Below are 23,489 nucleotides of genomic sequence, written 5' to 3' on the forward strand. Positions count from 1 at the left end.
CCGAGTTTGTGGTGCGTTCGAGCGATCATCACTGCGTCCCGGATTGCCGGCCGCCCCCTTCCATTCCGCCCCCTCCGACCCCAGATAAAGCGCCATGGTTTCCCAATCCCCTGACATGAAAACCGGGTCTGAAGGCCCGGTTCGCGCGCCATCCGCGGTTCCGATCGATGACGCTGTGCTGCCTTACGAGGTCGACGCGCTCGATGTGCGTGGCCGCCTGGTGCGGCTTGGCCCGGCGCTCGACGAGATCCTGACCAAGCACGATTATCCCGCTGCCGTGGGCAAGCTGCTCGGCGAGGCCATCGTGCTGACGACGCTGCTCGGCTCGGCGCTGAAATTCGAGGGACGCTTCATCCTGCAGGCCCAGACCGACGGCCCGGTGTCGTTCCTGGTGGTGGACTATCAGGCGCCGGATCGCCTGCGCGCCTATGCGCGCTTCGATGCCGCGCGCCTCGGCGGCGCCAGGGATTCGGGCACGCTGCTCGGCAGCGGCCATCTCGCCATGACCATCGACCAGGGGCCCGACATGAGCCGCTACCAGGGCCTGGTCGCGCTCGATGGCGGCAGCCTGGAAGACGCCGCCCACGAATATTTCCTGCGCTCCGAGCAGATCCCGACGCGCGTGCGCCTCGCGGTCGGCGAGGAGTGGCGATCGAGCGACGGTGGCAAGCACCGCTGGCGCGCCGGCGGCATGCTGATGCAATTCCTGCCGAAGGCGCCTGAGCGCGCGCGGCAGGCCGACCTGCATCCCGGCGATGCGCCCGAGGGCCTCGAGGTTCACAGCGTCGCCGAAGACGACGCCTGGGTCGAGGCACGCTCGCTGATCGAGACGGTCGAGGACGTCGAGCTGATCGATCCCGATCTCTCCGGCGAGCGCCTGCTCTATCGCCTCTTCCACGAGCGCGGCGTGCGCGTGTTCAATCCGCTGGTCCTGAAAGCGCAATGCTCCTGCTCGCGCAACGCAGTTGCCTCCATGCTGAAGAGCTTCTCGCCCGACGACCGCAACGCCATGGTCAAGGACGACAAGGTTGTCGTGACCTGCGAGTTCTGCTCGTCGGTGTACGAGTTCACGCCGGATGAAGCGGGCGTCGAGGACGCGTAACGAGCTATCGTAGGGTGGGCAAAGGCGCACTTGCGCCGTGCCCACGATCTCTGGACGATGGCGGAAAGACGTGGGCACGCTTCGCTTTGCCCACCCTACGGCACCTGCGCCCACCCCTAATTCAACACCCGCTTATTATCAGGGCTATCCAGCGAGAACGTCGGCACGTCGATCTCGAAGCGCTCGCCGGTTTCGCTGACCATCAGATAGCGGCCCGTCATGAAGCCGGAGGCGGTGGAGAGTGGCACGCCCGAGGTGTATTCGAAGCGCTCGCCCGGGGCGAGGGTCGGCTGCTCGCCGACGACGCCTTCGCCCTTGACCTCCTGCTGGCGGCCCGAGGCATCGGTGATGATCCAGTGCCGCGTCTTGAGCTGCACGGTCTCGTCGCCCGAATTGGTGATCACGATGGTATAGGACCAGAAATACCGCGAGCGGTCGGCCGAGGACTGTTCCGGAACAAAGTTCGGCTCGACGGTCACTTCGATCTGGCGGGTCACGGCGCGGTACATGGTTGCCATCATAAACGAAAACCCTGCCAGGAACCAAACGCCGCAGCCGGCCCTGGCGACATCCTCCCGCCCGAATTCACGGAGAAGTAGACCCCGATGTGATCCGGCCGCTTTGCGAGGCGGCGATCGGACCGGTACACTCCTGAAACGTCGCGATTTGCGGAAGGGTTTTTGGGCCCCCATGACCATTGCCGATCAAGTCACGGGATCGACGATCGCGGGAACCGCAGGTGCCAAGCCTGCGGAGGCCAAGCCGCGCGTTGCTGCGCCGGCCATCACGCTGCCGGCCATCGGCGAGCGCGAGCTCAGGCTCGATCTGTTCCGCGGCCTCGCGCTGTGGCTGATCTTCATCGACCATCTGCCGCCCAATCTCCTGACCTGGTTCACCATCCGCAATTACGGCTTCAGCGACGCCACCGAGATCTTCATCTTCATTTCCGGCTACACCGCAGCTTTCGTCTACGGCCGCGCGATGCTGGAGAACGGTTTCGTCATCGCCACCGCACGGGTGCTGCGGCGGGTCTGGCAGATCTATGTCGCCCACGTTTTCCTGTTCACGATCTTCCTCGCCGAAATCTCCTACGTCGCGACCAGCTTCGAGAACCCGCTCTATACCGAAGAGATGGGCATCATGGATTTTCTCAAGCAGCCCGATGTCACCATCGTGCAGGCCCTGCTGCTGCGCTTCCGTCCCGTCAACATGGATGTGCTGCCGCTCTATATTGTCCTGATGCTCGCGCTGCCGCTGATCCTGTGGTCGATGAAGTGGCGGCCCGATGTCACGCTCGCGCTCTCGGCGCTGCTTTATGCTGCGACCTGGGAGTTCGACCTCTACTTCTCCGCCTATCCGAACGGCTTCTGGGCATTCAATCCCTTTGCCTGGCAGTTGCTGTTCGTGTTCGGCGCATGGTGCGCGCTCGGAGGTGCGCGACGCATGTCGCGCATTCTGGCCTCGCCCGTGACGATGTGGATCTCGATCGCCTATCTCGTCGCGGCGTTCTACGTGACGCTGACCTGGTACGTCCCGCAGCTCTCGCACTTCATGCCGAAGTGGATCGAGCAGTGGATGTATCCGATCGACAAGACGGACCTCGACGTGCTGCGCTTCACGCACTTCCTGGCGCTGGCCGCGCTCACCGTGCGTTTCCTGCCGCGGGAATGGCCGGGCCTGAAATCGCCGTGGTTGCGGCCGCTGATCGTGTGCGGCCAGCACTCGCTGGAGATCTTCTGTCTCGGCGTCTTCCTGGCCTTTGCCGGCCATTTCATCCTGGCCGAAGTCGCGAGCGGCCCGGCCATGCATGCGCTGATTAGTCTCTCGGGAATTCTGATCATGTGGGCGATGGCCTGGGTGATTTCGTGGTACAAGCGCGTAGCCGACAAGAGCGGTACGAAAATCAAAAACGCCGTCGGCAACGCCGATCTGGCGGGAGGGGGCTGATGAAGGCGAAGGTTCTCCTGAGCCTGATCCTGCTATGCGGGTACCTCACCGCGCCTTCAGCGCGCGCGGAAGACGCTGCGCCTGCCGCGCCCGCGGTCCCTGCAGCCTGCGAATTGCCGCCTTATCTGCTTGCCACCGAGAGCCAGCTCCACAAGGTCGCCGACGCCGTCAAGGCGGGCAAGCCGCTCGAGATCCTGGTGATCGGAAGCCGGTCGACGACGATCCCGTCCTCGGAAAGCAGCTCCTATCCGGCTCGGATGGAGGCGATCCTCAAAGAGAAGCTGCCCCCTGCGGAGGTCGTGCACGTATCCGTAGAAATACAGAGCAAGAAGACCGCGGAGGAAGCCGCCGGAACCTTCGTTAAGCTGATGGAAGCAAAATCACCTACTCTGGTCATCTGGCAGACCGGGACGGTCGATGCTATCCGATCGATCGATCCCGACGATTTTCGCGGTGCCGTGACCGATGGGGTCGCTGCACTGCAAGATGCAGGGGCTGACGTCGTCTTGATGAATTTGCAGTACAGCCCGCGTACCGAATCCATGATCTCGGCGCCGCCCTATCTCGACAATATGCGGGTGGTGGCGCAGGAGCACGATATCCCGCTGTTCGACCGTTTCGCGATCATGCGGCAGTGGAATGATCAAGGACAGTTCGACCTGTTCAGCCCCTCGCGCGGCCCTGAGCTGGCGAAGCAGGTCCATGATTGCATCGGCCGGGCGTTGGCGCAGTTTGTGATCGACGCTGCCCATCTTGGGCCGGCCCAGCAGCAGAATTGAGGTTGAGCGTTAATGAGTTCTCTCCGCCCTTTTGGCCCGTCGACATGGCTGGCTGCGCCCGCAGCAGCGGTGTTGCTGATGCTGACGCCTGCGGCGCAAGTACCCGCTCACGCACAAGCGGCCCAGGCAACACCCGCGCCTCAGCAGGCTGCTACTCCCGAACCGGCCTCACCCTCCCAGACCACCGTCGCTACGACCAGCCAGCCGGCCGCCGAGCAGCGTGGCCTCGCCTCCCGCGCCATCGACACGGTCAAGCAGGTGGCGAAATCCGCCGGCGATATTTTCAGCCGCGTGCCGTGCCTGCCACCGAAGGGCGGCGCGAAGACGATGGGCTCGCTGCCGCATGTCGCGGGTAAGCTCGTCGCGGGCAAGCCTGTCGTGATCGTCGCGTTCGGTTCGTCGTCGACGGCGGGCTATGGTGCGAGCTCGCCCGATTTCAATTATCCAAACCGTCTCGCCGCGCAGCTGCGCCGGCAATATCCGACGGCTGACATCACCGTCGTCAATGCCGGCGTCGGCGGCGAGGATGCGCCCGAGATGATGAAGCGCCTCCAGAAGGAAGTGATCGACGTGCATCCGGATCTCGTGATCTGGCAGGTCGGCACCAACGCCGTGCTGCGCAATCTCGATCCCGGCGACACCGCCAAAATGGTCGAGGACGGCATCACCCGGATCCAGGCGGCGGGCGATGCCGATGTCGTGCTGGTCGACCCGCAATATTCGCCGCGTGTCACCGAGCGTCCAGAAAGCGCGAGCAAGATGGTGAGGCTGCTCGGCAAGGTCGCCGAGCTTCGTCACGTCGGCATCTTCCCGCGCTTCGAGGTGATGCGCGATTGGCACGAGAAGCAGGCGCTTCCGGTCGAGAGCTTCGTGATCGCCGATGGCCTGCACATGAACGATTGGGGCTATGCCTGCTTCGCCCAGCTGCTCGGCGACGACATCATTCACTCGGTCGGCCAGATCAAGCTCGGTGTCAACGTGCCGGCGGACGTGCGGACCTACCGGCCGATGTAGGTGCCGTAGTGCCGTAGGGTGGGCAAAGGCGCGCTTTTTGCGCGCCGTGCCCGCCATCTCTCTCGGTCGCAAAAAATGCGTGGGCTACAATTCAACCTCACGCCTTCTCCAGCGCCGCCGTGAGATCCTCGATCAGATCATCCACATGCTCGAGCCCGGCCGAGAAGCGGATGAATCCCTCGCTGATGCCGAGCGCAGCACGGTCCTCAGGCTTCAGCCGCTGATGCGTCGTCGTCGCCGGATGCGTGACGAGGCTCTTGGCATCGCCGAGATTGTTCGAGATCTTTGCGAGCTTCAGCTCGTTGAGCACGCGGAAAGCCGCCTGCTTGCCGCCCTTGACCTCGAAGCCCACCAGCGTCGAGCCGCCGCGCATCTGCTTCTTCACCAAGGCCGCCTGCGGATGATCCTCGCGGCCGGGATAAACCAGCCGTGAAATCTTGGGATGGCTCGCCAGCACGTCGGCGATACGCGCCGCAGTGTCGGTCTGCGCGCGCACGCGCACGCCCAACGTCTCCAGGCCCTTGAGCAGGACCCAGGCGTTGAACGGCGAGATCGAAGGGCCGGTCTGGCGCATGAAATTGTGGATGTGCTCGGCGATGAAGGCTTCGGAGGACAGGATGATGCCGCCCAGGCACCGGCCCTGGCCGTCGATATGCTTGGTCGCGGAGTAGACCACGACGTCGGCGCCCAGTGCGAGCGGGCTCTGCCAGATCGGCGTCGCGAACACGTTGTCGACGACGAGCCGCGCGCCGCCCTTGTGCGCGATCTCGGCAATGCCGGGAATGTCGAGCACGTCGAGCGTCGGGTTGGTCGGGCTCTCCAGGAAGAACGTCTTGGTGCTTGGCTTCACCGCGCGCTGCCATTCGTCGAGATTGGCTCCGTCGACCAGCGTGGTCTCGATGCCGTAGCGCGGCAACAAATCCTGGATGACGTAGAGACACGAGCCGAACAGCGCGCGCGACGCCACCACGTGATCGCCGGCTTTGAGCGGCGCGAGGATCGCCGTCGTCACCGCAGCCATGCCTGTTGCCGCCGAGCGCGCCGCTTCGGCGCCTTCGAGCTCGATCATGCGGCGCTCGAACATCGCGATCGTCGGGTTCGAATAGCGCGAATAGATGAAGCCGGGGTCCTCGCCCTTGAACCGCGCCTCGCACTCCTCGGCGCTGTTGTAGACATAGCCCTGGGTCAGGAACAGCGCCTCCGACGTCTCGCCATATTGCGAGCGCAGGGTGCCGGAATGGACCAGGCGGGTTTCGGGACGGTAAGAGGCAGGCGACTTCGACATAGGACCCTCCGATATGACCATTGAAGCAAAAACGGTCATAAAAAAACCGGCCTGGATATCTCCACGGGCCGGGATCACAGAGGTCCCCGGCCTGTTTAGCGACTTATTTAACGTGGCTGCAAGCCGGCCGGCTCAAATCACCACGGGATAAGTGATGCTCATATTCCGCAATGCCCTTTCCGTCAAGGCGTCCATCGGATAGCCGTAAAAGGCTCGTATTTCCCGCAAGTCCGGATGTATTTGAGCCCCGATGAGGACCCCCGGTTGACGTTCACGGTTGCCCCCGATGCCAACGGTATCCTGCCCGACCGCATGATCGCGGCGATGGCGGAAGAGGGTCTCATCCTGCCCGCCTATGATTTCGTTGAAAGCCAGATCCAGCCGGCGAGCCTCGATCTGCGCCTCGGCGACATCGCCTATCGCGTGCGTGCGAGCTTCCTGCCGGGTCCCGGCGCCACCGTTGCCGAGCGTATCGACCAGTTGAAGCTGCACGAGTTCAGCCTCGCCGATGGCGCGGTGCTGGAGACCAATTGCGTCTACATCGTGCCGCTGCTGGAGAGCCTGGCGCTCCCGCCGGAGATCGTCGCGGCCGCCAATCCGAAAAGCTCGACCGGCCGGCTCGATGTGTTCACCCGCGTCATCGCCGATGGCACGCGTCGTTTCGACATGATCGGCGCCGGCTATCATGGCCCGCTCTATGCCGAGATCAGCCCGAAGACGTTTCCGGTGCTGGTGCGCGAGGGCTCGCGCCTCAGCCAAGTGCGCTTCCGCACCGGCGATGCCATTCTCAATGCCGACGAACTCGACGCGCTCCATGCCACTGAACGTCTCGTCGATATCGACGATGCCGATCTCACCGGCGGCGTCGCCGTCTCGGTCGATCTCTCCGGCGCGAAGGGCACGGGCTTCGTCGGCTATCGCGCCAAGCGCCACACCGGCGTGGTCGATGTCGATCGTCGCTCCGGTTACGCGGTGGAAGATTTCTGGGAGCCGATCTCGGCGCGTCCCGACGGCAGCCTGATCCTCGATCCCGGCGAGTTCTACATCCTGGCGTCGAAAGAGGCGGTGCAGGTCCCGCCCGATTACGCCGCGGAGATGGTGCCGTTCGATCCGCTGGTCGGCGAATTCCGCGTGCATTACGCCGGATTCTTCGATCCCGGCTTCGGCTATGCCGGTGCGGGCGGGCAAGGCGCGCGCGCCGTTCTGGAGGTGCGCTCGCGCGAAGTGCCGTTCATTCTCGAGCACGGCCAGATCGTTGGCCGTTTGGTCTACGAAAAGATGCTGGCGCGCCCCGACGCCATGTACGGCCAGCGCATCGGCTCCAACTACCAGGCCCAGGGCCTGAAACTATCGAAGCATTTTCGGGTGTAGTGCCAGCTCCACTCTCCGCCGTCATGCCCCGCGAAGGCGGGGCATCCAGTACGCCGCAGCCTGTCGGCTGTTTATCAGCCGTCTCGGAGTACTGGATCGCCCGATCAAGTCGGGCGATGACAGCGAACGTGTGGCAGGATGCATCGCAAATTCCGGGCTACGAGGTCTCGCCATGACCGACCAATCCCAACTCGACGCAAACATCCTCAACGACGTCGCCGACGCATTGATCTATTCGGATCGCAACGGCACGATCACGCGCTGGAATCGCGCATCCACCGCGCTGTTCGGCTTCACCGCCGAGGACGCGCTCGGCCAGAATCTCGATCTGATCATCCCCGAGCATCTGCGCGCCGCGCACTGGAAAGGTTTCGAGGCCGCGCTCGCCAGCGGCGCGATGAAGCTTGCGGGACGGCCGACGCTGACCCGCGCGCTGCACAAGAGCGGACGCAAGCTCTATATCGAAATGACTTTCGCGCTGGTGCGTGACGCCGGCGGCAGCGTGCAGGGATCGGTCGCGATGGCGCGCGATGTCACCGAGCGCGTCGAGCGCGAGCGCGCGGCCAAGGCTTCACAAGACAAGGCATCGCATAATTCGTGATGCGGAATTGACGCGCCGTCGTGCAGGGCGTCCTGCGCGCGCATCATGTTGCCTGTCATCCGGCGCAGTGACACACTCGATCAAAACAGCGATCGGGAGCGAACATGACCGCAACAGCTGACGCCGCGCAAGAAGCGCAATGGAAATGCTGGCGCGCGGTCGCCGGACTCTACCACGCTTACTTCACCGGCCTGATCCTCACCGTGGTCACCCGGCGCGGCACGGCGGATGCCGCCGAATTCGTCTTCCGCGTGTTTCGCCGCCAGCAGCAGGAGCGTTTCCTGCCGGGGCTTAGGAAACTCGGGATCGATCATCTGCCGCCGGCCGTGGCGGCGGCGCAATATCACTACCTCTCCAACTGGATCGGCGGCGTGCATGTCGAATACATGTACGAGAGCGACACCAAGGCCTGGATCCGCTATCCGCCGCCGCGCTGGATCTGGAAAGGCCCGGCGATCTGCGGCGTGCCCGGCGAAGTCAGTCGCGCGATGCTGCGCGGCTGGCACGCCAACAACGGCGTCGCGCTCGGTGATCTCAGGCTCGGCTTCGTCTGCACCAAGCAGAGCGTCGACGGCCAGGACGGCCTCGAGGGCTACTATCATCAATACGATCACCCGCTCGAGCTCGACCAGCGCCTCGTTTACGCGCGGCACCTGGAGGCGCCGTTGTTCGATGCTAAGACCGCGCCGGCATTGCCCGTCGCAAGCTGGCCGAAGCCGCGATTGGAAAAGGCCTATCGCAACTACGCCATGGAATATGTCCGCACCGCCGCGCCGGTGATGGTGCAGCTATTCGGGCCTGAAGATGCGGGCTATCTCCTGCACATCACCGGCAAGCTGATCGGCATGCAGTTTTTCGATGAGATTGCGGAGCCGCTGGCGATGCGCCGCGGCGGTGCGCGCGAGTTCGCGTCCTTCCTCACCGCGCTGTTCGCCGCGCAGGATGACGCGGCTGAGACCACGCAATCCGAAGGCAGCTTCGAAATCCGCCAGCAGAGCTGGAAGCTGATGGACGACGTCGCTGATTACCATCGCACCTGCGCCAAGGTGCTTGAGGGGCTGTTCGAGGGGTTGGCCGCAGGATGCGGCCGCCACATCGGCGTGCAGCTGCGCTCGGCTGCAGCCGGCCGCCCGCCGCTGGTCTGGACCGTCGGTTAATTTCGCTGATCGAAATGCGCTGCCGCAGGGCACGCTTGCACCTGACGCAGGCGGAAACGGCAGCCGCCGTGCTAACAAGTGCCCACCGCGCCTTTCGCGCGAGCAAATTGATTGACACACCTAAGCATTGCCGCGCCGCAAATTGCAGATGTGCCCGGGAGAGGAAATGACTGACGTCGCCGAGATCCCGGTCGATGAGGAAGAGCGCCCGCTGCCGCCGCCCGCGCGGCCCGTGCGGAGCGCGCTGGTGGACGGGCCGATCCTGCGCACGTTGCTTGGGCTCGCCTGGCCGAACGTGGTCGCGCTCTCGGCCGGCACCTGCGTGGTGATCGCGGAGACCTCCTATATCGGACGTCTCGGCGTCGAAGCGCTGGCCGCGATGGCGCTGGTGTTTCCGACAGTGATCCTGACCATGACCATGTCGGGCGGTGCCATGGGTGGCGCAGTGGCCTCCGCCATCGCACGCGCGCTCGGCGCCGGCGATCGCGAACGCGCCGGGACGCTCGCCGCGCATGCACTGCTGATCGGCATCACGTTCGGCCTTGTCTTCATGCTGGGTATGCTGATCTACGGATCTCAGGTGCTCATGATGCTCGGCGGCCGCGGTCAAGTGCTGGCGCATGCGGTTGCCTACACCCAGGTGTTTTTCGGCGGCGCGGTGCTGCCCTGGACGCTCAACACCATGGCCGGCGTGCTGCGCGGCACCGGCAATATGCGGCTGCCCTCGCTTCTCATCCTCAACTCCGCGGTCTGGCAAATCGTGCTCGGTGGCACGCTGGGCCTTGGGCTCGGACCTTTCCCGCAGCTCGGCATGCGCGGCGTCGCCGCCGGCGCGCTGATCGCCTACTCCATGAACATCTGCGTGATGGGCTGGTACCTGTTCTCCGGCCGCGCGCGGGTCGTCCCAAAGCTGCGCGGGCTTCGCATCCAATGGGCGATGTTCTTCGACATCCTCAGGGTCGGTGCCATCGCCTGCTTCTCGCCGCTGCAATCGGTGCTGACGATCTCGATCTTCACTCACATGCTGGCCAGGTTCGGCACCGCGATCCTTGCCGGCTACGGCATCGGTGCGCGGCTCGAATTCCTGCTGACCTCGATCGCATTCTCGTTCGGTATTGCTTCGGTGCCGATGATCGGCATGGCGGTCGGCGCCGGGCGGATCGCCCGCGCGCGGGGCATCGCCTGGACCGCAGGCGCGAGCGCTTTCATTGCCGTCGGCACGCCGGCCTGCCTCATCGCGCTGTTCCCCGACCTGTGGGTCAACATCTTTACGGACAGCGCCCCGGTGCACCAGACCAGCCATCAATATCTGTCGACGGTTGCGCCGTTCTACGCCTTCATCGGCCTCGCCTCGACGATGTATTTCTCGTCGCAAGGCGCAGCCAAGGTGATCGGCCCGGTGCTGGCGCAGACGGCGCGGCTGATCTACATCTCAGCCTGCGGCTGGTGGCTTTCGACGCACGATGCCACCGCGCAAAGCTTCTTCTGGCTCGCCGCGAGCTCGATGGTCGTGCTCGGCGTGCTCTCATGCTCCAGCGTGGTGCTGACGCGCTGGGGTCCGCGCGAGGCGAAACCTGCCGTCCGGCCTGTGCTGTCGGTTGTCGACTAGCGATGTTTGTGGCGACGATGGCCGCCGCCACCGCCCAGATTGGCGAGCCGCATGATCTGCGGGATCATCGCCATCATGTCGCCGCCGCCGGCGCCGCCGAGCATGCCCATGATATCGCTGCCGCCCATGCCGCCCATTCCCATCGGCATGCCGCCGCCCGTCGGCGCGTAGCCGGCGCCGTAATTGGGCGCGCCGAGATTGCCGCCGCCTAAACCGCCCATGCCGCCGCTCATGATGCCACCGAACCCGCCGCCGCCGTTCTCCATCATGCGGCTCATCATCGGGCCCATGGTCTGCATCAGCATGGCGAAGCGGCGCTTGCCCATCTTGGCTTTCATCATCTCCAGCATCGGCGCCATCTGGGTCATCATGTCCCCGCCGCCGGCACCTCCGCCAAGGAACTGCGCTTTGGCCGGCGCGCTCGAAACTGAAAGCAGCAGCAGCACGGCAGCTGCCTGGCAGATCACCTTGTCCGCACCTCTCATGGCATGCTCCTCGCGTGCGTGGCGCCGCCGGGACAGCGAGGCCGTCAGGACGCACGCGGCCATGTTTACGGCCGATGAGGAGATGGCTCTGTGAGAAAGATCACGCTGCAGGAGCGGGGAAAGCCTTGTGCATGGCGATCATTGCGGCCTTGGTCTGCTCCTGCACGTAAGGCGCAAGCTCGTTCGGCAGCATGTCGATGATCCAGACCAGGCGGCAGCTTGCTTCGCCGTCGGCGATCACCTGCACCGAGGCGCTGTAATGCGTCAGCCGCTCATTGTTGATCGCATAAACCAGCCGCTGCCTGTTGTCGTCGCAATCGACCAGCACCTCGCGCGCGACCGCGCCATTGGCGAAGGTGACGATGCGCGCATCGCCATCGAGCGAGCACGCCGTGACGAATCCCGGCACCAGCCGCTGCGGCAGCGCGCCGAAATCGCGCACCGCGTCCCAGACGTCGCGGGCCGGCGCGGGGAGGGAAACGTCATTGTGGATGGAGGCCATGGAATTCCCATTATGTTGGAGTCATTCCGGGGCGCGCGTAGCGCGAACCCGGAATCTCGAGATTCCGGGTCTGGTGCTACGCACCATCCCGGAATGACGGCACATCTGGCGCGTCTCGTCGCAGCTCACGTACAAACCGCCTCGACATTGTTGCCATCGGGATCGATCAGGAACGCCGCGTAATAGGTCGGGCTGTAATCCTTGCGCGGGCCGGCGCCGCCGTTGTCATGGCCGCCGCTCTTCAGGCCCTCGCGGTGAAACGCCTTCACCGCATTATGATCCCCGGCGCGAAACGCGATATGCGCGCCGTCGGCCTTGCGGCCCTTGTTCAGATGCAGCCAGAGCGCCGGCTCGCCCTTCGGACCGAAGCCGGCATAGCCGTCGCCGCTCGAGCACAGCACGTAACCGAGTGGCGCCAATGCCGCGGTGTAGAAGCGCGTGGCGACGTCGAGGTCGGCAACGCGCAGTCCGATATGGTCGTACATGATCATCTCCATTGCAAAGCGCGCCGCTCGCTGGCGCGTGTCGGAGAGGACCCTAGTCAGTTGAGGGTGAGCTGCTCTTGGAGAATCTTGCGCTTCCCCTTCGAGGCCTGCCGGAATTTTGTCGGCGACAGGCCCGCGGCGCGGTGGAAGGTGCGGACGAAGTTGGAGAGGTCGCCGAAGCCGACGTCATAGGCGATGTCGGTGACCGCGATGTCGTCGTCCGCGAGCAGGCGCGCCGCGTGTCGCAGCCGCGAGCGCACCAGATATTGATGCGGGGTGACACCGAGCACGCCCGAGAACAGCCGCAGGAAGTGGAACGGGCTCAGGCCTGCCAGCTGTGCGACCTGTTCGAGATCGATCTCGGCATGCGAATTGTCGTCGATCCACAGCGCGGCTTCCACCGCGCGGCGCCGATCGCGCGCCGTCGGCGAGGCCTTCTTGCGCGGCTTGCCCGAGACGATCTCGACGAAGCGGCCGGCGAGGATCTGGCCGACTTCGTCGAGGCCGAGATCGCTGTTGCCATCTGCCGCCGCCTGCGCGAGTTCGCCCAGCACCATCAGCTCGGGCAACGGCGGCGTCGCGCCGACCTGCCAGGTCTCGCGTCGTCCGCCCAGCGCATCGACCAGATCCTCGCTGAAGAAGAACGACAGGCAGACGTCGCCGCAGACATGCTCATGCGTGCAGGTGTATTCGTCGCCGGGCGCGCCGACCAGCAGCGAGCCCGCCACCAGCTCGAAGAAGCCGGCGCGGCAATGGCAGCCGAAGCTTCCTGAACGGACATAGGCGATGGAATGACCGCTGCGGCACTCGGCAAAGGGCTGATCGCCCGGCCCCGCGTCGCAGCGAAACTCGGAGACCGTCATCGCCTGTGACGTCAGCAGCGTGGTCGCATCCATTCCAGATATTTAGGAAGGCGAGCGCGGCGGGGCAACGGGCAGCAGCACCTCGAACAGCGTCTTGCTGGCGATCGGGTGGGCGCCTTCGAGCGCCAGCAGCCGCCGCTTGGAGATCACTCCGCCATAAGGCGAGATCCGGTCGGCATAGCCGCCGGCTTCCAGCACCCGGTGGCAGGGCACGATGATCATGTAGGGATTTCGCGCAATCGCCTGCGCCACCGAATGCGCGGCACCCGAGGCGCCCAGCGCCTTCGCGATCTCGTGATAGGTGCGGGTTTCCCCGCGGGGGATGGTGCAGGTGTATTCGTAGACCCGCCGGTTGAAAGCCGGTACCTCGCCGGCGTCCAGGCTGACGTCGGAAAAATCGGGATCGCTGCCCTGCAGCAAGCCGACGATGCCCTCGATGGCGAGCTCGGTGTTAACAGGCACCGCCTGCTCGCGCGCTTCAGGATGGACCTGGAAAATCCGGCGGCGGGTGTCGATCTCCCGCGCCTCGGGCAATTGCACGGCCACGACACCGGTGCTGCTCCAGATGATGCCGCAGCGCCCTATCGCCGTGTCGAATATCGTGTAGCCACGCCCCACCATGCACACGCCCCACTCAGTGCACGTTGCTCCCCCGACAGGGTAATCATAACACTGCCACAATTCGGCGCACCTGGAATCTTGCCAGGACGCTAACATCCGTCCGGCCTGACGCGCCAAACCGCTTGGCGGGAGACACCGTCTCGGCTAATCAGGATGGGCGCAGGACACGCGCTTTGCGGGCGTAGTTCAATGGTAGAACGGCAGCTTCCCAAGCTGCATACGAGGGTTCGATTCCCTTCGCCCGCTCCAACTCCCCGGGACAGCAAATGGCCGACAAGGACGACGGCGCGAGCTTGATCGCGATTGCCTGTGATCACGGGGGCTTTGCCCTCAAGGAAGCTCTGAAGGTCGCGTTGCCCGATGTGGCCTGGCTGGACCTCGGCACCGACAGCGCCGCGTCCGTCGACTATCCCGACTTCGCCCACAAGCTGGCCGATGCCATCAGGGACGGCAAGGCGGATCGCGGCATCCTGATCTGCGGATCGGGCATCGGCATTTCCATCGCCGCCAACCGCCATGCCCATATCCGTTGCGCGCTCGTGCACGACGTGACGGGCGCACGGCTGTGCCGCCAGCACAACGATGCGAATGTTCTGGCGCTGGGCGGACGCACGACCGGTGACGTGGTCGCAAAGGAATGCGTCGAAGCCTTCCTGAGCACCGCGTTCGAGGGCGGCCGCCACCAAAAGCGCATCGACAAGCTCGCATCCCGCTAGGACGCACTCCTCGCTGCCAGCCCGCTCTTGCCTCCTCGGGACGGCGCTCGCTTGCGCACAAAGATTCCAATATATTAGCCTCTCGCTCCCGGCACGCGACGCTCCGCCGCTCTAATCTCATCCCGTCCGGCGGATGCGGTCCATGTACCGGGCGATGTTCGGAATGAGGCCAGGACCTCCAAGCATGGACCAGCAAAAACTCGATCGCGCGATCGGTCGCCGCTTGAAGATTCTGAGGACGCAGGCCGGCATGACCTTGAACGAACTCGCCAGCCGCTCCGGTGTCAGCCGGGCCATGATCGGTCGCGTCGAGCGGGCGCAGAGCAGCGCCACGGCGGCGCTGCTGAACAAGCTCTGTGCGGCGCTCGATGTCTCGCTCAGCGACGTCGTCGCGCTCTCGGAAAAGCCGCCGGAGCGGCTGACGCGGCTCGCCGACCAGCCGCAATGGCGCGACCCCGACAGCGGCTATCGCCGGCGCCATGCCTCGCCGGTGGATGCAGCGAGCGGCATCGAGATCATCGTCGTCGACATGCCGGCCGGCGCGCGCGTGCCCTACAGCCCCTGGGGCCGCAACGCCTTCACCCAACAACTCCTGATGCTGGAGGGTGCGGTCTGCGTGCATATCGACGCCAAGACGGTACGCTTGCGCGAAGGCGATTGTCTCGACTTCGACGTGATGCGCGCGGTCACCTTCGAGAACGAAACCAAACAGGATGCCCGCTACGTCATCATCACCAGGCGCGGCACATCTTATGGGAAAATCTGATGCCGCTGATCGTACGGGACGCCACGCTCGAGGATGCCGGGGATATCCTCGCCATCTACAATTTCGCTGCGATCAATACCACGGCGGTGTGGACCGACGGCCCGGCTGATCTCGACTCGCGGCGCGAATGGATCCGCGCGCGGCAGCAGGCCGGCTATCCCGTGCTGGTCGCGATGAAGGGCAGGGATGTCGTCGGCTTCGCTTCGTTCGGCGATTTCCGTCCCTTCCCCGGCTATCGCCACACCGTGGAGAATTCGGTCTATGTCGACGAGCGGCATCATCGCGCAGGCGTCGGCCGCAGCCTGCTGGCTGCGCTGATCGAGCGTGCCACCACGCTGCAGAAGCACGCCATGATCGCCGGGATCGAGGCCCTCAATGCCGGCTCGATCGGACTGCACGCCTCGCTCGGCTTTGTTGAGGTCGCCCGCATGCCGGAGGTCGGCTGCAAGTTCGGCCGCTGGCTCGATCTCGTCTTCATGCAGAAGACGCTCGCAAGCCAAGTAAACCCTTGAGGTGATGTGAGGCCATGACGATGCAGATCCGCACCGGCGATACGTTCGATCCGCGCGTGGTCGCCTTGCTCGACCATCACGTCACGGCGGCGCGGGCGCAGACCGCTCCGGGCAGCGCCCATGCGCTCGATCTTGCCGGGCTTCGGGCCAGCGACGTCGCGTTCTGGACCGGCTGGGACGGCGAGACGCTGGTCGCAACCGGCGCGCTGAAGACGCTCTCTGCCGGCCATGGCGAGGTGAAGTCGATGCACACGCTGCAGACCACGCGCCGGCGCGGCTTTGGTGGCCAGATGCTCCGCCACATCATCACTGAAGCGCGCAAGCGTGAGATGACGCGGCTCAGCCTCGAGACCGGCTCGTGGGACTATTTCAAGCCGGCGCACGCGCTCTACCAGGCCAACGGCTTCGTGCCTTGCGCCCCATTCGAGGGCTATGTCGAGGATTCTAACAGTCTATTCCTGACGCTCGACCTCTGCGCCTAAAGCATATTCGACAGAAGTGGATATCGATCCGAGCGCAAATAAACGCGTCGAAACAAAGAGCTAGGCCAGGCGCCGGCGCAACCGGCGCACGAAAATGCCGTCCTGTCCCTCAAAATGAGTTGCGCACCTCAAAACGCCTCTGCTAGCCTTCAGCCATGGTTGAAGAGACTGCCTCCGCCGCGCTGACGCTGAAGGACATCGCCCGCGAGGCCGGTGTCAGCCTGGCTACGGTCGATCGCGTCTTGCACAATCGTCCCGGCGTGCGGCCGGACACGGTCCGGCGCGTCCAGGAGACCATCGCGCGCAACGCCTTTCAGCCGCATGTGGCCGCGGCCGAGCTCGCCCGCGGCCGTGCCCGCCGATTTGCCTTCGTGATGCCGACCGGGGCCAACCCGTTCATGCTGCAGATCCAGGCCTATCTCGGCGAGATGTCGGCGTGGCTCTCCGCCCGCCGTCTCGCCGTCGAGATGGTCATCACCGACGTGTTCGATCCGTCGGTGCTGGCGGCCTCGCTGGAGGAGCTCGCCGGGAGCGAATATGACGGCGTTGCCGTCGTTGCGCTCGACCATCCGAGCGTGCGCGCCGCCATCAACGATATCGTCGACCGTGGCATTAAGGTCGTGACGCTGGTGTCCGACGTGCCGTCCTCGCGCCGTCACCATTATGTCGGCATCGACAATATCGCCGCGGGCCGTACAGCGGGTGCGCTGGTCGGACGGCTGGTCGGCCAAAGGTCCGGCAAGATCGCCATCATCGCGGGGTCGCAAGGCCTGCGCGACCATGCCGAGCGCATTTTTGGCTTCAATCAGGTGATGGCGTCGGAGTTTTCGCACCTCGACATCCTGCCGCTGCTCGAAGGGCGCGACGAGGACGACCGCTCCCAGCAGCTGATCTCGCGTCTGCTCGGCAAACATCCTGACATCATCGGCCTATATAATGTCGGCGCCGGCACGCAGGGCGTGGCCACGGCCCTGACCGAGGCGGGCCGCGACAAGCAGATCGTATTCATCGCCCACGATCTCACGGCGATGACGCGAAGATTGTTGCTGCAGGGCACGCTGGATGTCGCGATCTCGCAGAATCCGGGGCACGAGGCGCGCGCGGCCGTGCGCGTGCTGCTGTCGCTTGCGCGTAACGAGCCGATCTTGAGTGAACAGGAGAAAATTCGCATCGACATTCTGATGCGGGATAATCTGCCGTAGCCGAAGGGCGCGGTGCGGTGTGTGTTGAGCTAAGTGATTGCGGAAAGCGCGACGTCAGATCGTGCACCGTGGCAGCGTGATCCGGAAGAGCATGTCTTCCGAACCGAGCACGCTCAAAACGAAGTGGGAGGGATGCGTTTGTTTATCGGGTTGGACATCGGCACGTCCGGTGTGAAAGCGGTGCTCGTGAGTGAGGCTGGCGCGGTAGTCGCGACGGCCGCGCGCGAGCTTGCGCTGTCGCATCCGCAGCCGCTGTGGTCCGAGCAGGATCCGGATGCCTGGGTCGAGGCCGCCATCGGCGCCGTCGACGATCTTGCCGCTGCTCATCCGCGCGAAGTTGCCGGCGTGCGCGGCATCGGCTTGTCGGGCCAGATGCATGGCGCGACGCTGCTTGGCGATGATGGACGCCCGCTGCGCCCCGCCATCCTGTGGAACGACGGCCGTTCGCATGCTGAATGCGTCGAGCTCGAGCGCCGCTGCCCCTCGCTGCACGCCATTGCCGGAAATCTGGCGATGCCGGGCTTCACTGCGCCAAAGCTGCTGTGGGTCGCGCGGCACGAGCCGCAAATTTTCGAGCGCGTCGCCAAGGTGCTGCTGCCGAAGGCCTATGTCCGCTACCGCCTGACCGGCGAGATGGTCGAGGACATGTCGGATGCTGCCGGCACGCTTTGGCTCGACGTCGGACAGCGCCGCTGGTCGGCGCTGCTGCTGCAGGCCACCGGGCTCGATCTGCATCACATGCCGCGCCTGGTCGAGGGCAGCGAGGTGAGCGCAACGCTCGCGGGCGAGTTCGCGCAGCGCTGGGGCATGTCGAACAACGTCGTCGTTGCCGGCGGCGCCGGCGATAACGCGGCGAGCGCGATCGGGCTCGGGGCGATTGCGCCTGGCGATGCCTTCCTGTCGCTCGGCACCTCGGGCGTCATCTTCCGCGTTACCGACAAATTTGCGCCGGCGCCGGCCTTCGCCGTGCACGCCTTCTGTCATGCGCTGCCCGGCCTCTGGCATCAGATGGGCGTGATGCTCTCGGCCGCCGCTTCGCTCGCGTGGCTCTCCAGCGTGATGGCGACACCGACGGCGTCGCTGCTGGCGCCGCTCGGCGACACCGTGGCCGGACCCGGCCCGGTGAAGTTTCTGCCTTACCTCGATGGCGAGCGCACCCCGCACAATGATGCCGCAGCGGCCGGCGCCTTCATCGGTTTGCGCGGCGCCACCGGGCGCGACGCAATCGTGCAGGCCGTGCTCGAAGGCGTTGCCTTTGCCGCGCGCGACAATCTTGCCGCGCTCGCCAGCGCCAGCTCGGCCATCTCGGAGGTCGATCTCGTCGGCGGCGGCTCGCGCTCGGCGCTGTGGGCGCAGATCTGCGCCGACGTGCTCGGCATTCCCGTGCATCGCGTCGAGGAAGGCGAGGTCGGCGCCTCGCTCGGCGCTGCCCGGCTCGGCCGGCTCGCCGCCACGGCTGAAGATCCCGCGCAGGTCTGCACGCGTCCGCGGCGCCTCGCGACATTCACACCCAACCCGTCGCGCACTGCGGCCTATGACGAGGCCTATCAGCAGTGGCGCAAGCTCTACCCCGCGCTGAAGGAGTTTTCACTGTGAACGCGTTACCAAAATTCTTCGGCGCAGCCGACCCGGTCGCCTATGGCGGCAAGGACAGCAAAAACCCGCTCGCCTTCCGCTGGTATGACAAGGACCGCGTTGTGCGCGGCAAGCGGCTCGAGGATCATCTGCGTTTTGCAGTCTGCTACTGGCATTCGTTCTGCTGGCCCGGCGGCGACCCCTTCGGTGGCGAGACGTTCCTGCGTCCATGGCATCACGGCTCCGACGCCATGGCGATGGCGCGCGCCAAGGCCGACATCGCCTTCGAGATGTTCCGTCTGCTTGACGTGCCCTTTTTCACGTTCCACGACGTCGATGCCGCGCCGGAAGGCGCGACGCTTGCCGAATCCGTCGCCAACCTCAATGCGATCGGCGATATCTTCGAGAAGAAGATGGCGTCGGCAAAAGTTCGGCTGCTGTGGGGCACCGCGAACCTGTTCACGCATCGTCGCTACATGGCGGGAGCGGCGACCAATCCCGATCCTGATATCTTCACCTATGCCGCCGGCCAGGTCCGCGCTGCGCTGGAGGTGACGCATCGGCTCGGCGGGCAGAACTACGTGCTGTGGGGCGGCCGCGAAGGCTACGAGACCCTGCTCAACACCGATCTCAAGCGCGAGCTCGACCAGCTCGGCCGCTTCGTCTCGCTCGTCGTCGAGCACAAGCACAAGATCGGCTTCAAGGGCCCGCTGCTGATCGAGCCGAAGCCGAAGGAGCCGACCAAGCATCAGTACGATTTCGACGTCGCCACCTGCTACGGCTTCCTGCAGCGCTATGACCTGCTCGAGGACGTCAAGCTCAACATCGAGCAGAACCACGCCATCCTCGCCGGCCATTCCTTCCAGCACGAGGTGGCCCTGGCCCAGGCGCTCGGCGTGTTCGGCTCGCTCGACATCAACAGAGGCGACGATCTGCTCGGCTGGGACACCGACCAGTTCGCCATGAACGTGCCGGAACTGGCACTGGTGTTCCATGATATGATCAAGGGAGGCGGCTTCACGTCAGGCGGTCTCAATTTCGACGCCAAGATCAGGCGTCAATCGATCGACCCTGACGATCTCATCCACGCCCATGTCGGCTCGATGGATGCCTGCGCGCGGGCGCTGCTCGCCGCGGCAGACATGCTCGACACCGAGGCGCTGACCGGGCCGCTCGCCGAGCGCTATGCCGGATGGACCGATGGCGAAGGGCAGGCGATCATGGCGGGCAAGCGATCGCTCGCCGAGCTCTCCGATCGCGCGCTTGTCTCCGGCTTCGATCCGCAACCGCGGTCGGGCCGTCAGGAATATCTCGAATCTCTCGTGAACCGGTACGTCTGAGCGAGGCCGAGCATGACAACCTCTTCCACAAACGGCCAGCCGGTGCTGGAATTGACCGGGATCGGCAAGGAGTTCGGCGCGATCCGCGCGCTGCATGGCGTCGACATGCACGTCCATCCGGGCGAGGTGGTCGGCCTGATGGGCGACAACGGCGCCGGCAAGTCGACACTGGTCAAGATCATCGCCGGGAATTTCCGCCCCACCCATGGCGAGATCCGCTTCGACGGCAATCCCGTCCACTTCAGTCGCCCGATCGATGCCCGCGCTGTCGGGATCGAGGTCGTCTATCAGGACCTCGCGCTCGCCGACAATCTGACGGCCGCGGCGAACGTCTTTCTTGGCCGCGAGCTCAAGCGCAAATTCGGACCGATCGCGCTGCTCGACCACAAGGCGATGGCGTCGCGCGCGCTGGACCTGTTCGGCGAGCTGCGCTCGGAAACCCGGCCGCATGACCTGGTCAAGCAGATGTCCGGCGGCCAGCGCCAGGCGGTGGCGATCGCCCGCACGCGGCTGTCCAACGCCAAGCTCGTGATGATGGACGAGCCGACGGCCGCGATTTCCGTGCGCCAGGTCGAACAGGTGTTGAGCCTGATCCACCGTCTGAAGGAGCAGGGCGTCGCCGTCATGCTGATCTCCCATCGTATGCCCGACGTGTTCGCGGTTTGCGACCGCGTCATCGTCATGCGCCGCGGCGAGAAGCGGGCCGACAAGCCGATCCACGACACATCCCCTGAGGAAGTTACCGCTCTCATCACCGGCGCGAAGGAGGCGGCGTGATGTCCGTACCCATGGAAAACCCGATCTCCTTCACCAATGTCGGCCGCAGCAAATGGTGGCACCGCGGCATCTTTGCCTCGCAGACCGGTTACGTCCTGCTGGCGCTCATCGTGCTGATGATCGTGATGCGTTTTGCCAGTCCCTATTTCTTCACCGAAGGCAATATGCAGAACGTGGCGAAGAACTTTTCCTTCATCGCCATCGCCACGCTCGGGATCACCTTCGTCATCATCACCGGCGGCATAGATCTCTCGGTCGGTTCGATGATGTGTTTTTCCGCCATGATCACATCCATGGTGATGGTGGAGCTGTCGGCGCCGGGGTCGTACTTCGTGCATATGGCCGCCGACGGCAAGACCGTCGTCGCCAACATGCCCGGCTTGATCCTGCTGATCTCGGTGCTTGCGGGGCTGTTCGTCGCGTTCCTCGTCGGGATCATCAACGGCTTCTGCATTGCGATACTCGGGCTTTCGCCCTTCGTCACCACGCTCGGCATGCTCTCGATCGTGCGCGGGCTTGCCTATGTCGTCTCGAACGGCCGTGGCAGCTTTCCGGGCGGACCCGATGCCGATCTTTTCTACGCGCTGACTTCGGGTGACGTGTACGGCCTGCCCGCGCCCTTCATCTACCTCATGATCCTCGCCGTGATCATGGCGGTCGTGCTGCATCACACGAGTTTCGGCCGCCACGTCTTCGCGCTCGGCGGCAACGAGAAGGCTGCGGAATTGACCGGCATCCCGGTCGTACGCGTGAAGATCGAGGTCTATGTGATCTGCGCGCTCGCCGCGGGCCTGCAAGGCATCATCATCTCGGGCTGGCTGGGATCCGCGCCGGCGAACATGGCAACGTCCTACGAGCTCAACGTCATCGCCGCCGCGGTCATCGGCGGCGCCAACCTCGCCGGCGGCCTCGGCGGGCCGCTCGGCGCCATCGTCGGCTGCGTGCTGCTGGAGGTGATCCGCAACGGCCTCGTGCTCGCGCAGGTCAACTCCTACTGGCAGCAGACGCTGGTCGGCGTGATCATCATCCTTGCCGTGCTGGTCGACCGCATCCGCTCGCGCATGACTTAGAGCATGATCCGGAAAAGTGTGAAGCGGTTTTCCGGAAAGATCATGCTCAAACAAAGACCTGGAGCGAAATGATAATCTCATCGCGCTTCAGAGAGTTACTCCGGCAGGATAACGAAAGATCGTCTATCCGCCTGCCGGAGCATCACATCACAAATGGATAGGCATCAAAGTGTGGAGGGAAAGCATGAAGAAGCTTCTGTTGGCCGGCGTGACCATCGCGATGATGGCGACCCCGGCATTTGCCCAGACCTACAAGTTCGCCGTCGTCCCCAAGGCGATGAACAATCCGTTCTTCGACGTGGCGCGCGACGGTTGCTTGAAGCGCGCCAAGGAACTCGGCAACGTCGAGTGCATCTACAAGGGGCCGATCGAGCATGAGCCGGCGACGCAGGCGCAGATCATCCAGGACTTCATCACCCAGAAGGTGGATGGGCTCGCGATCTCGGTTGCCGACGTCGCATCCATGACCAAGTCGATTGAGGCTGCGACTGCGGCCGGCATTCCCGTCATCACCTTCGATGCGGACGCGCCGGGCTCCAAGCGGATCGCCTATATCGGTACCAACAACAAGGACTTCGGCCTCGCGCTCGGCAAGCAATTGCTGCAGCTCCGGCCGGATGGCGGCAAGTACGCCATGGTCTCCGGTGGTCCGGGTGCGAAGAACCTCGCCGAACGCGTCGATGGCGTCCGCGAAGCGCTCAAGGGCTCGAAGTGGGTTGAAGTCCAGGGTTCGCCGACCTTCTGCAACGACGATTCCACGCTTGCTATCCAGCAGATGACGGACCTGCGGACCGCAACGCCGGATCTCGCTGCGATCGTTCCGGTCGGTGGCTGGCCGATGTTCGCGCCCGAGGGCTTCAAGGCCTTCGTCAACAAGAACAAGAAGGAGATCGACAGCGGCAAGCTGACGCTCGTCGTCGCCGATACGCTGAAGATGCAGCTCGAATTGCTGCGCGACGGCTACTCCAACGCGCTCACCGGCCAGCGCCCGTTCGAAATGGGCGAGAAGTCGATGGACACGTTGCTCGCGATCAAGAAGGGCCAGAAGGTTCCGGAAGTGATCTACACCGGCCTCGACCTCGTGACGAAAGATAACGTCGCCAAACTGTTGAAGTAGGAACGTTACCAGCCCAACGTTCCTGCGCCGACCACCCTCTCCCCTTGTGGGAGAGGGTGGCTTCGCGCAGCGAAACCGGGTGAGGGGTTCTCTCCGCGAATTCAGCTTCGT

General features: G+C 64.7%; 25 protein-coding genes, 1 tRNA gene and 1 riboswitch. Of the genes, 19 read left to right on the plus strand and 7 right to left on the minus strand.

Annotated features, from left to right (window positions below):
* Positions 1-94 precede the first annotated feature (94 nt).
* A complete protein-coding gene (locus Q0687_RS34195; protein WP_298886894.1) occupies positions 95-1,102 on the plus strand; it encodes an Hsp33 family molecular chaperone in 1,008 nt (335 codons plus the stop codon).
* 116 nt (positions 1,103-1,218) lie between these two features.
* Here Q0687_RS34195 and apaG read toward each other — a convergent pair whose 3' ends face one another.
* Positions 1,219-1,611 carry a Co2+/Mg2+ efflux protein ApaG gene (gene apaG / locus Q0687_RS34200; RefSeq protein WP_298886897.1) on the minus strand — a complete coding sequence of 131 codons (393 nt, stop codon included), beginning with the start codon at positions 1,609-1,611 and terminating at the stop codon, positions 1,219-1,221.
* A 181-nt stretch (positions 1,612-1,792) separates the two neighbouring features.
* Here apaG and Q0687_RS34205 point away from each other — a divergent pair, with 181 nt between their 5' ends.
* From Q0687_RS34205 to Q0687_RS34215, 3 genes are read left to right on the plus strand one after another with little or no spacing between them, the layout of a single operon-like run.
* Entirely contained in the window at positions 1,793-3,049 is a 1,257-nt protein-coding gene (locus Q0687_RS34205; protein WP_298886900.1) for an OpgC domain-containing protein, read from the plus strand.
* Positions 3,049-3,828, plus strand: a complete 780-nt coding sequence (locus Q0687_RS34210; protein WP_298886903.1) for an SGNH/GDSL hydrolase family protein — start codon at positions 3,049-3,051, stop codon at positions 3,826-3,828. The genes Q0687_RS34205 and Q0687_RS34210 overlap by 1 nt, the downstream gene beginning before the upstream one ends.
* Positions 3,829-3,840: 12 nt before the next feature.
* Positions 3,841-4,842, plus strand: coding sequence for an SGNH/GDSL hydrolase family protein (locus Q0687_RS34215; RefSeq protein WP_298886906.1), 1,002 nt, complete (start codon positions 3,841-3,843; stop codon positions 4,840-4,842).
* Between the two features lie 97 nt (positions 4,843-4,939).
* Here the strand turns inward: Q0687_RS34215 and Q0687_RS34220 are convergent, their stop codons facing one another.
* Complete coding sequence (locus Q0687_RS34220; RefSeq protein WP_298886909.1) at positions 4,940-6,127, minus strand: O-succinylhomoserine sulfhydrylase; 1,188 nt, start codon at positions 6,125-6,127, stop codon at positions 4,940-4,942.
* 74 nt (positions 6,128-6,201) lie between these two features.
* Positions 6,202-6,281, minus strand: a riboswitch (SAM riboswitch).
* Between the two features lie 110 nt (positions 6,282-6,391).
* On the opposite strand from Q0687_RS34220, the gene Q0687_RS34225 reads away from it, so the two are divergent.
* The 4 genes from Q0687_RS34225 to Q0687_RS34240 all read left to right on the plus strand — a co-directional run bounded on the left by Q0687_RS34225 (position 6,392) and on the right by Q0687_RS34240 (position 10,865).
* Complete coding sequence (locus Q0687_RS34225) at positions 6,392-7,498, plus strand: 2'-deoxycytidine 5'-triphosphate deaminase (RefSeq protein ID WP_298886912.1); 1,107 nt, start codon at positions 6,392-6,394, stop codon at positions 7,496-7,498.
* Positions 7,499-7,670: 172 nt separating this feature from the next.
* Positions 7,671-8,099: a PAS domain S-box protein gene (locus tag Q0687_RS34230; protein WP_298886915.1), complete on the plus strand. Its 429-nt coding sequence runs from the start codon at positions 7,671-7,673 to the stop codon at positions 8,097-8,099.
* Positions 8,100-8,203: 104 nt separating this feature from the next.
* Entirely contained in the window at positions 8,204-9,256 is a 1,053-nt protein-coding gene (locus Q0687_RS34235) for a hypothetical protein (RefSeq protein ID WP_298886918.1), read from the plus strand.
* 166 nt (positions 9,257-9,422) lie between these two features.
* Positions 9,423-10,865, plus strand: a complete 1,443-nt coding sequence (locus Q0687_RS34240) for an MATE family efflux transporter (RefSeq protein WP_298886921.1) — start codon at positions 9,423-9,425, stop codon at positions 10,863-10,865.
* Here Q0687_RS34240 and Q0687_RS34245 read toward each other — a convergent pair.
* The 5 genes from Q0687_RS34245 to Q0687_RS34265 all read right to left on the minus strand — a co-directional run bounded on the left by Q0687_RS34245 (position 10,862) and on the right by Q0687_RS34265 (position 13,821).
* Positions 10,862-11,350: a hypothetical protein gene (locus Q0687_RS34245; RefSeq protein ID WP_298886924.1), complete on the minus strand. Its 489-nt coding sequence runs from the start codon at positions 11,348-11,350 to the stop codon at positions 10,862-10,864. The genes Q0687_RS34240 and Q0687_RS34245 overlap by 4 nt on opposite strands.
* Before the next feature lie 100 nt (positions 11,351-11,450).
* Positions 11,451-11,852, minus strand: coding sequence for an SRPBCC family protein (locus tag Q0687_RS34250; RefSeq protein ID WP_298886928.1), 402 nt, complete (start codon positions 11,850-11,852; stop codon positions 11,451-11,453).
* A 125-nt stretch (positions 11,853-11,977) separates the two neighbouring features.
* Entirely contained in the window at positions 11,978-12,337 is a 360-nt protein-coding gene (locus Q0687_RS34255; RefSeq protein WP_298886931.1) for a VOC family protein, read from the minus strand.
* Positions 12,338-12,393: 56 nt separating this feature from the next.
* Positions 12,394-13,233 carry an AraC family transcriptional regulator gene (locus Q0687_RS34260; RefSeq protein WP_298886934.1) on the minus strand — a complete coding sequence of 280 codons (840 nt, stop codon included), beginning with the start codon at positions 13,231-13,233 and terminating at the stop codon, positions 12,394-12,396.
* A gap of 9 nt (positions 13,234-13,242) precedes the next feature.
* Positions 13,243-13,821, minus strand: coding sequence for a methylated-DNA--[protein]-cysteine S-methyltransferase (locus Q0687_RS34265; RefSeq protein WP_298886936.1), 579 nt, complete (start codon positions 13,819-13,821; stop codon positions 13,243-13,245).
* A 175-nt stretch (positions 13,822-13,996) separates the two neighbouring features.
* Here Q0687_RS34265 and Q0687_RS34270 point away from each other — a divergent pair.
* From Q0687_RS34270 to Q0687_RS34320, 11 genes are all read left to right on the plus strand, one after another.
* Positions 13,997-14,070, plus strand: a tRNA-Gly gene (locus Q0687_RS34270).
* A 17-nt stretch (positions 14,071-14,087) separates the two neighbouring features.
* Positions 14,088-14,537: a ribose 5-phosphate isomerase B gene (gene rpiB, locus Q0687_RS34275; RefSeq protein ID WP_298886939.1), complete on the plus strand. Its 450-nt coding sequence runs from the start codon at positions 14,088-14,090 to the stop codon at positions 14,535-14,537.
* A gap of 184 nt (positions 14,538-14,721) precedes the next feature.
* Positions 14,722-15,303 (plus strand): XRE family transcriptional regulator, encoded by a 582-nt coding sequence (locus Q0687_RS34280; protein WP_298886942.1) that lies wholly within the window; start codon positions 14,722-14,724, stop codon positions 15,301-15,303.
* Complete coding sequence (locus Q0687_RS34285) at positions 15,303-15,815, plus strand: GNAT family N-acetyltransferase (RefSeq protein WP_298886945.1); 513 nt, start codon at positions 15,303-15,305, stop codon at positions 15,813-15,815. The genes Q0687_RS34280 and Q0687_RS34285 overlap by 1 nt, the downstream gene beginning before the upstream one ends.
* A 20-nt stretch (positions 15,816-15,835) precedes the next feature.
* A complete protein-coding gene (locus tag Q0687_RS34290; RefSeq protein ID WP_298886994.1) occupies positions 15,836-16,297 on the plus strand; it encodes a GNAT family N-acetyltransferase in 462 nt (153 codons plus the stop codon).
* 155 nt (positions 16,298-16,452) lie between these two features.
* The gene (locus Q0687_RS34295; RefSeq protein WP_298886947.1) at positions 16,453-17,499 is read left to right on the plus strand and encodes a LacI family DNA-binding transcriptional regulator; all 1,047 of its coding nucleotides are present in this window, start codon (positions 16,453-16,455) and stop codon (positions 17,497-17,499) included.
* A 138-nt stretch (positions 17,500-17,637) separates the two neighbouring features.
* Complete coding sequence (xylB, locus tag Q0687_RS34300) at positions 17,638-19,095, plus strand: xylulokinase (RefSeq protein ID WP_298886950.1); 1,458 nt, start codon at positions 17,638-17,640, stop codon at positions 19,093-19,095.
* On the plus strand, positions 19,092-20,414 hold the full coding sequence (xylA, locus tag Q0687_RS34305) for a xylose isomerase (RefSeq protein WP_298886952.1): 1,323 nt from the start codon (positions 19,092-19,094) through the stop codon (positions 20,412-20,414). The genes xylB and xylA overlap by 4 nt, the downstream gene beginning before the upstream one ends.
* Positions 20,415-20,426: 12 nt before the next feature.
* Positions 20,427-21,191: an ATP-binding cassette domain-containing protein gene (locus tag Q0687_RS34310; protein WP_298886955.1), complete on the plus strand. Its 765-nt coding sequence runs from the start codon at positions 20,427-20,429 to the stop codon at positions 21,189-21,191.
* Positions 21,191-22,261: an ABC transporter permease gene (locus Q0687_RS34315; protein WP_298886958.1), complete on the plus strand. Its 1,071-nt coding sequence runs from the start codon at positions 21,191-21,193 to the stop codon at positions 22,259-22,261. The genes Q0687_RS34310 and Q0687_RS34315 overlap by 1 nt, the downstream gene beginning before the upstream one ends.
* A gap of 184 nt (positions 22,262-22,445) precedes the next feature.
* Positions 22,446-23,378 carry a sugar-binding protein gene (locus Q0687_RS34320; RefSeq protein WP_298886961.1) on the plus strand — a complete coding sequence of 311 codons (933 nt, stop codon included), beginning with the start codon at positions 22,446-22,448 and terminating at the stop codon, positions 23,376-23,378.
* The last annotated feature ends 111 nt before the right edge of the window (positions 23,379-23,489 follow it).

The sequence above is a fragment of the uncultured Bradyrhizobium sp. genome (assembly GCF_936928535.1).
Lineage (GTDB): Bacteria > Pseudomonadota > Alphaproteobacteria > Rhizobiales > Xanthobacteraceae > Bradyrhizobium.

Excerpts from the sequence above, each read along its gene's own strand:
- apaG (WP_298886897.1), bottom strand. The coding sequence starts at position 1,611 with ATGTACCGCGCCGTGACCCGCCAGATCGAAGTGACCGTCGAGCCGAAC.
- rpiB (WP_298886939.1), top strand. The coding sequence starts at position 14,088 with ATGGCCGACAAGGACGACGGCGCGAGCTTGATCGCGATTGCCTGTGAT.
- Q0687_RS34260 (WP_298886934.1), bottom strand. The coding sequence starts at position 13,233 with ATGGATGCGACCACGCTGCTGACGTCACAGGCGATGACGGTCTCCGAG.
- Q0687_RS34255 (WP_298886931.1), bottom strand. The coding sequence starts at position 12,337 with ATGTACGACCATATCGGACTGCGCGTTGCCGACCTCGACGTCGCCACG.
- Q0687_RS34290 (WP_298886994.1), top strand. The coding sequence starts at position 15,836 with ATGCAGATCCGCACCGGCGATACGTTCGATCCGCGCGTGGTCGCCTTG.
- Q0687_RS34310 (WP_298886955.1), top strand. The coding sequence starts at position 20,427 with ATGACAACCTCTTCCACAAACGGCCAGCCGGTGCTGGAATTGACCGGG.
- Q0687_RS34195 (WP_298886894.1), top strand. The coding sequence starts at position 95 with ATGGTTTCCCAATCCCCTGACATGAAAACCGGGTCTGAAGGCCCGGTT.
- Q0687_RS34295 (WP_298886947.1), top strand. The coding sequence starts at position 16,453 with ATGGTTGAAGAGACTGCCTCCGCCGCGCTGACGCTGAAGGACATCGCC.
- Q0687_RS34320 (WP_298886961.1), top strand. The coding sequence starts at position 22,446 with ATGAAGAAGCTTCTGTTGGCCGGCGTGACCATCGCGATGATGGCGACC.
- Q0687_RS34230 (WP_298886915.1), top strand. The coding sequence starts at position 7,671 with ATGACCGACCAATCCCAACTCGACGCAAACATCCTCAACGACGTCGCC.
- Q0687_RS34215 (WP_298886906.1), top strand. The coding sequence starts at position 3,841 with ATGAGTTCTCTCCGCCCTTTTGGCCCGTCGACATGGCTGGCTGCGCCC.
- Q0687_RS34210 (WP_298886903.1), top strand. The coding sequence starts at position 3,049 with ATGAAGGCGAAGGTTCTCCTGAGCCTGATCCTGCTATGCGGGTACCTC.
- Q0687_RS34235 (WP_298886918.1), top strand. The coding sequence starts at position 8,204 with ATGACCGCAACAGCTGACGCCGCGCAAGAAGCGCAATGGAAATGCTGG.
- Q0687_RS34240 (WP_298886921.1), top strand. The coding sequence starts at position 9,423 with ATGACTGACGTCGCCGAGATCCCGGTCGATGAGGAAGAGCGCCCGCTG.
- Q0687_RS34315 (WP_298886958.1), top strand. The coding sequence starts at position 21,191 with ATGTCCGTACCCATGGAAAACCCGATCTCCTTCACCAATGTCGGCCGC.
- Q0687_RS34265 (WP_298886936.1), bottom strand. The coding sequence starts at position 13,821 with ATGGTGGGGCGTGGCTACACGATATTCGACACGGCGATAGGGCGCTGC.
- Q0687_RS34245 (WP_298886924.1), bottom strand. The coding sequence starts at position 11,350 with ATGAGAGGTGCGGACAAGGTGATCTGCCAGGCAGCTGCCGTGCTGCTG.
- Q0687_RS34280 (WP_298886942.1), top strand. The coding sequence starts at position 14,722 with ATGGACCAGCAAAAACTCGATCGCGCGATCGGTCGCCGCTTGAAGATT.
- Q0687_RS34220 (WP_298886909.1), bottom strand. The coding sequence starts at position 6,127 with ATGTCGAAGTCGCCTGCCTCTTACCGTCCCGAAACCCGCCTGGTCCAT.
- Q0687_RS34205 (WP_298886900.1), top strand. The coding sequence starts at position 1,793 with ATGACCATTGCCGATCAAGTCACGGGATCGACGATCGCGGGAACCGCA.
- Q0687_RS34250 (WP_298886928.1), bottom strand. The coding sequence starts at position 11,852 with ATGGCCTCCATCCACAATGACGTTTCCCTCCCCGCGCCGGCCCGCGAC.
- Q0687_RS34285 (WP_298886945.1), top strand. The coding sequence starts at position 15,303 with ATGCCGCTGATCGTACGGGACGCCACGCTCGAGGATGCCGGGGATATC.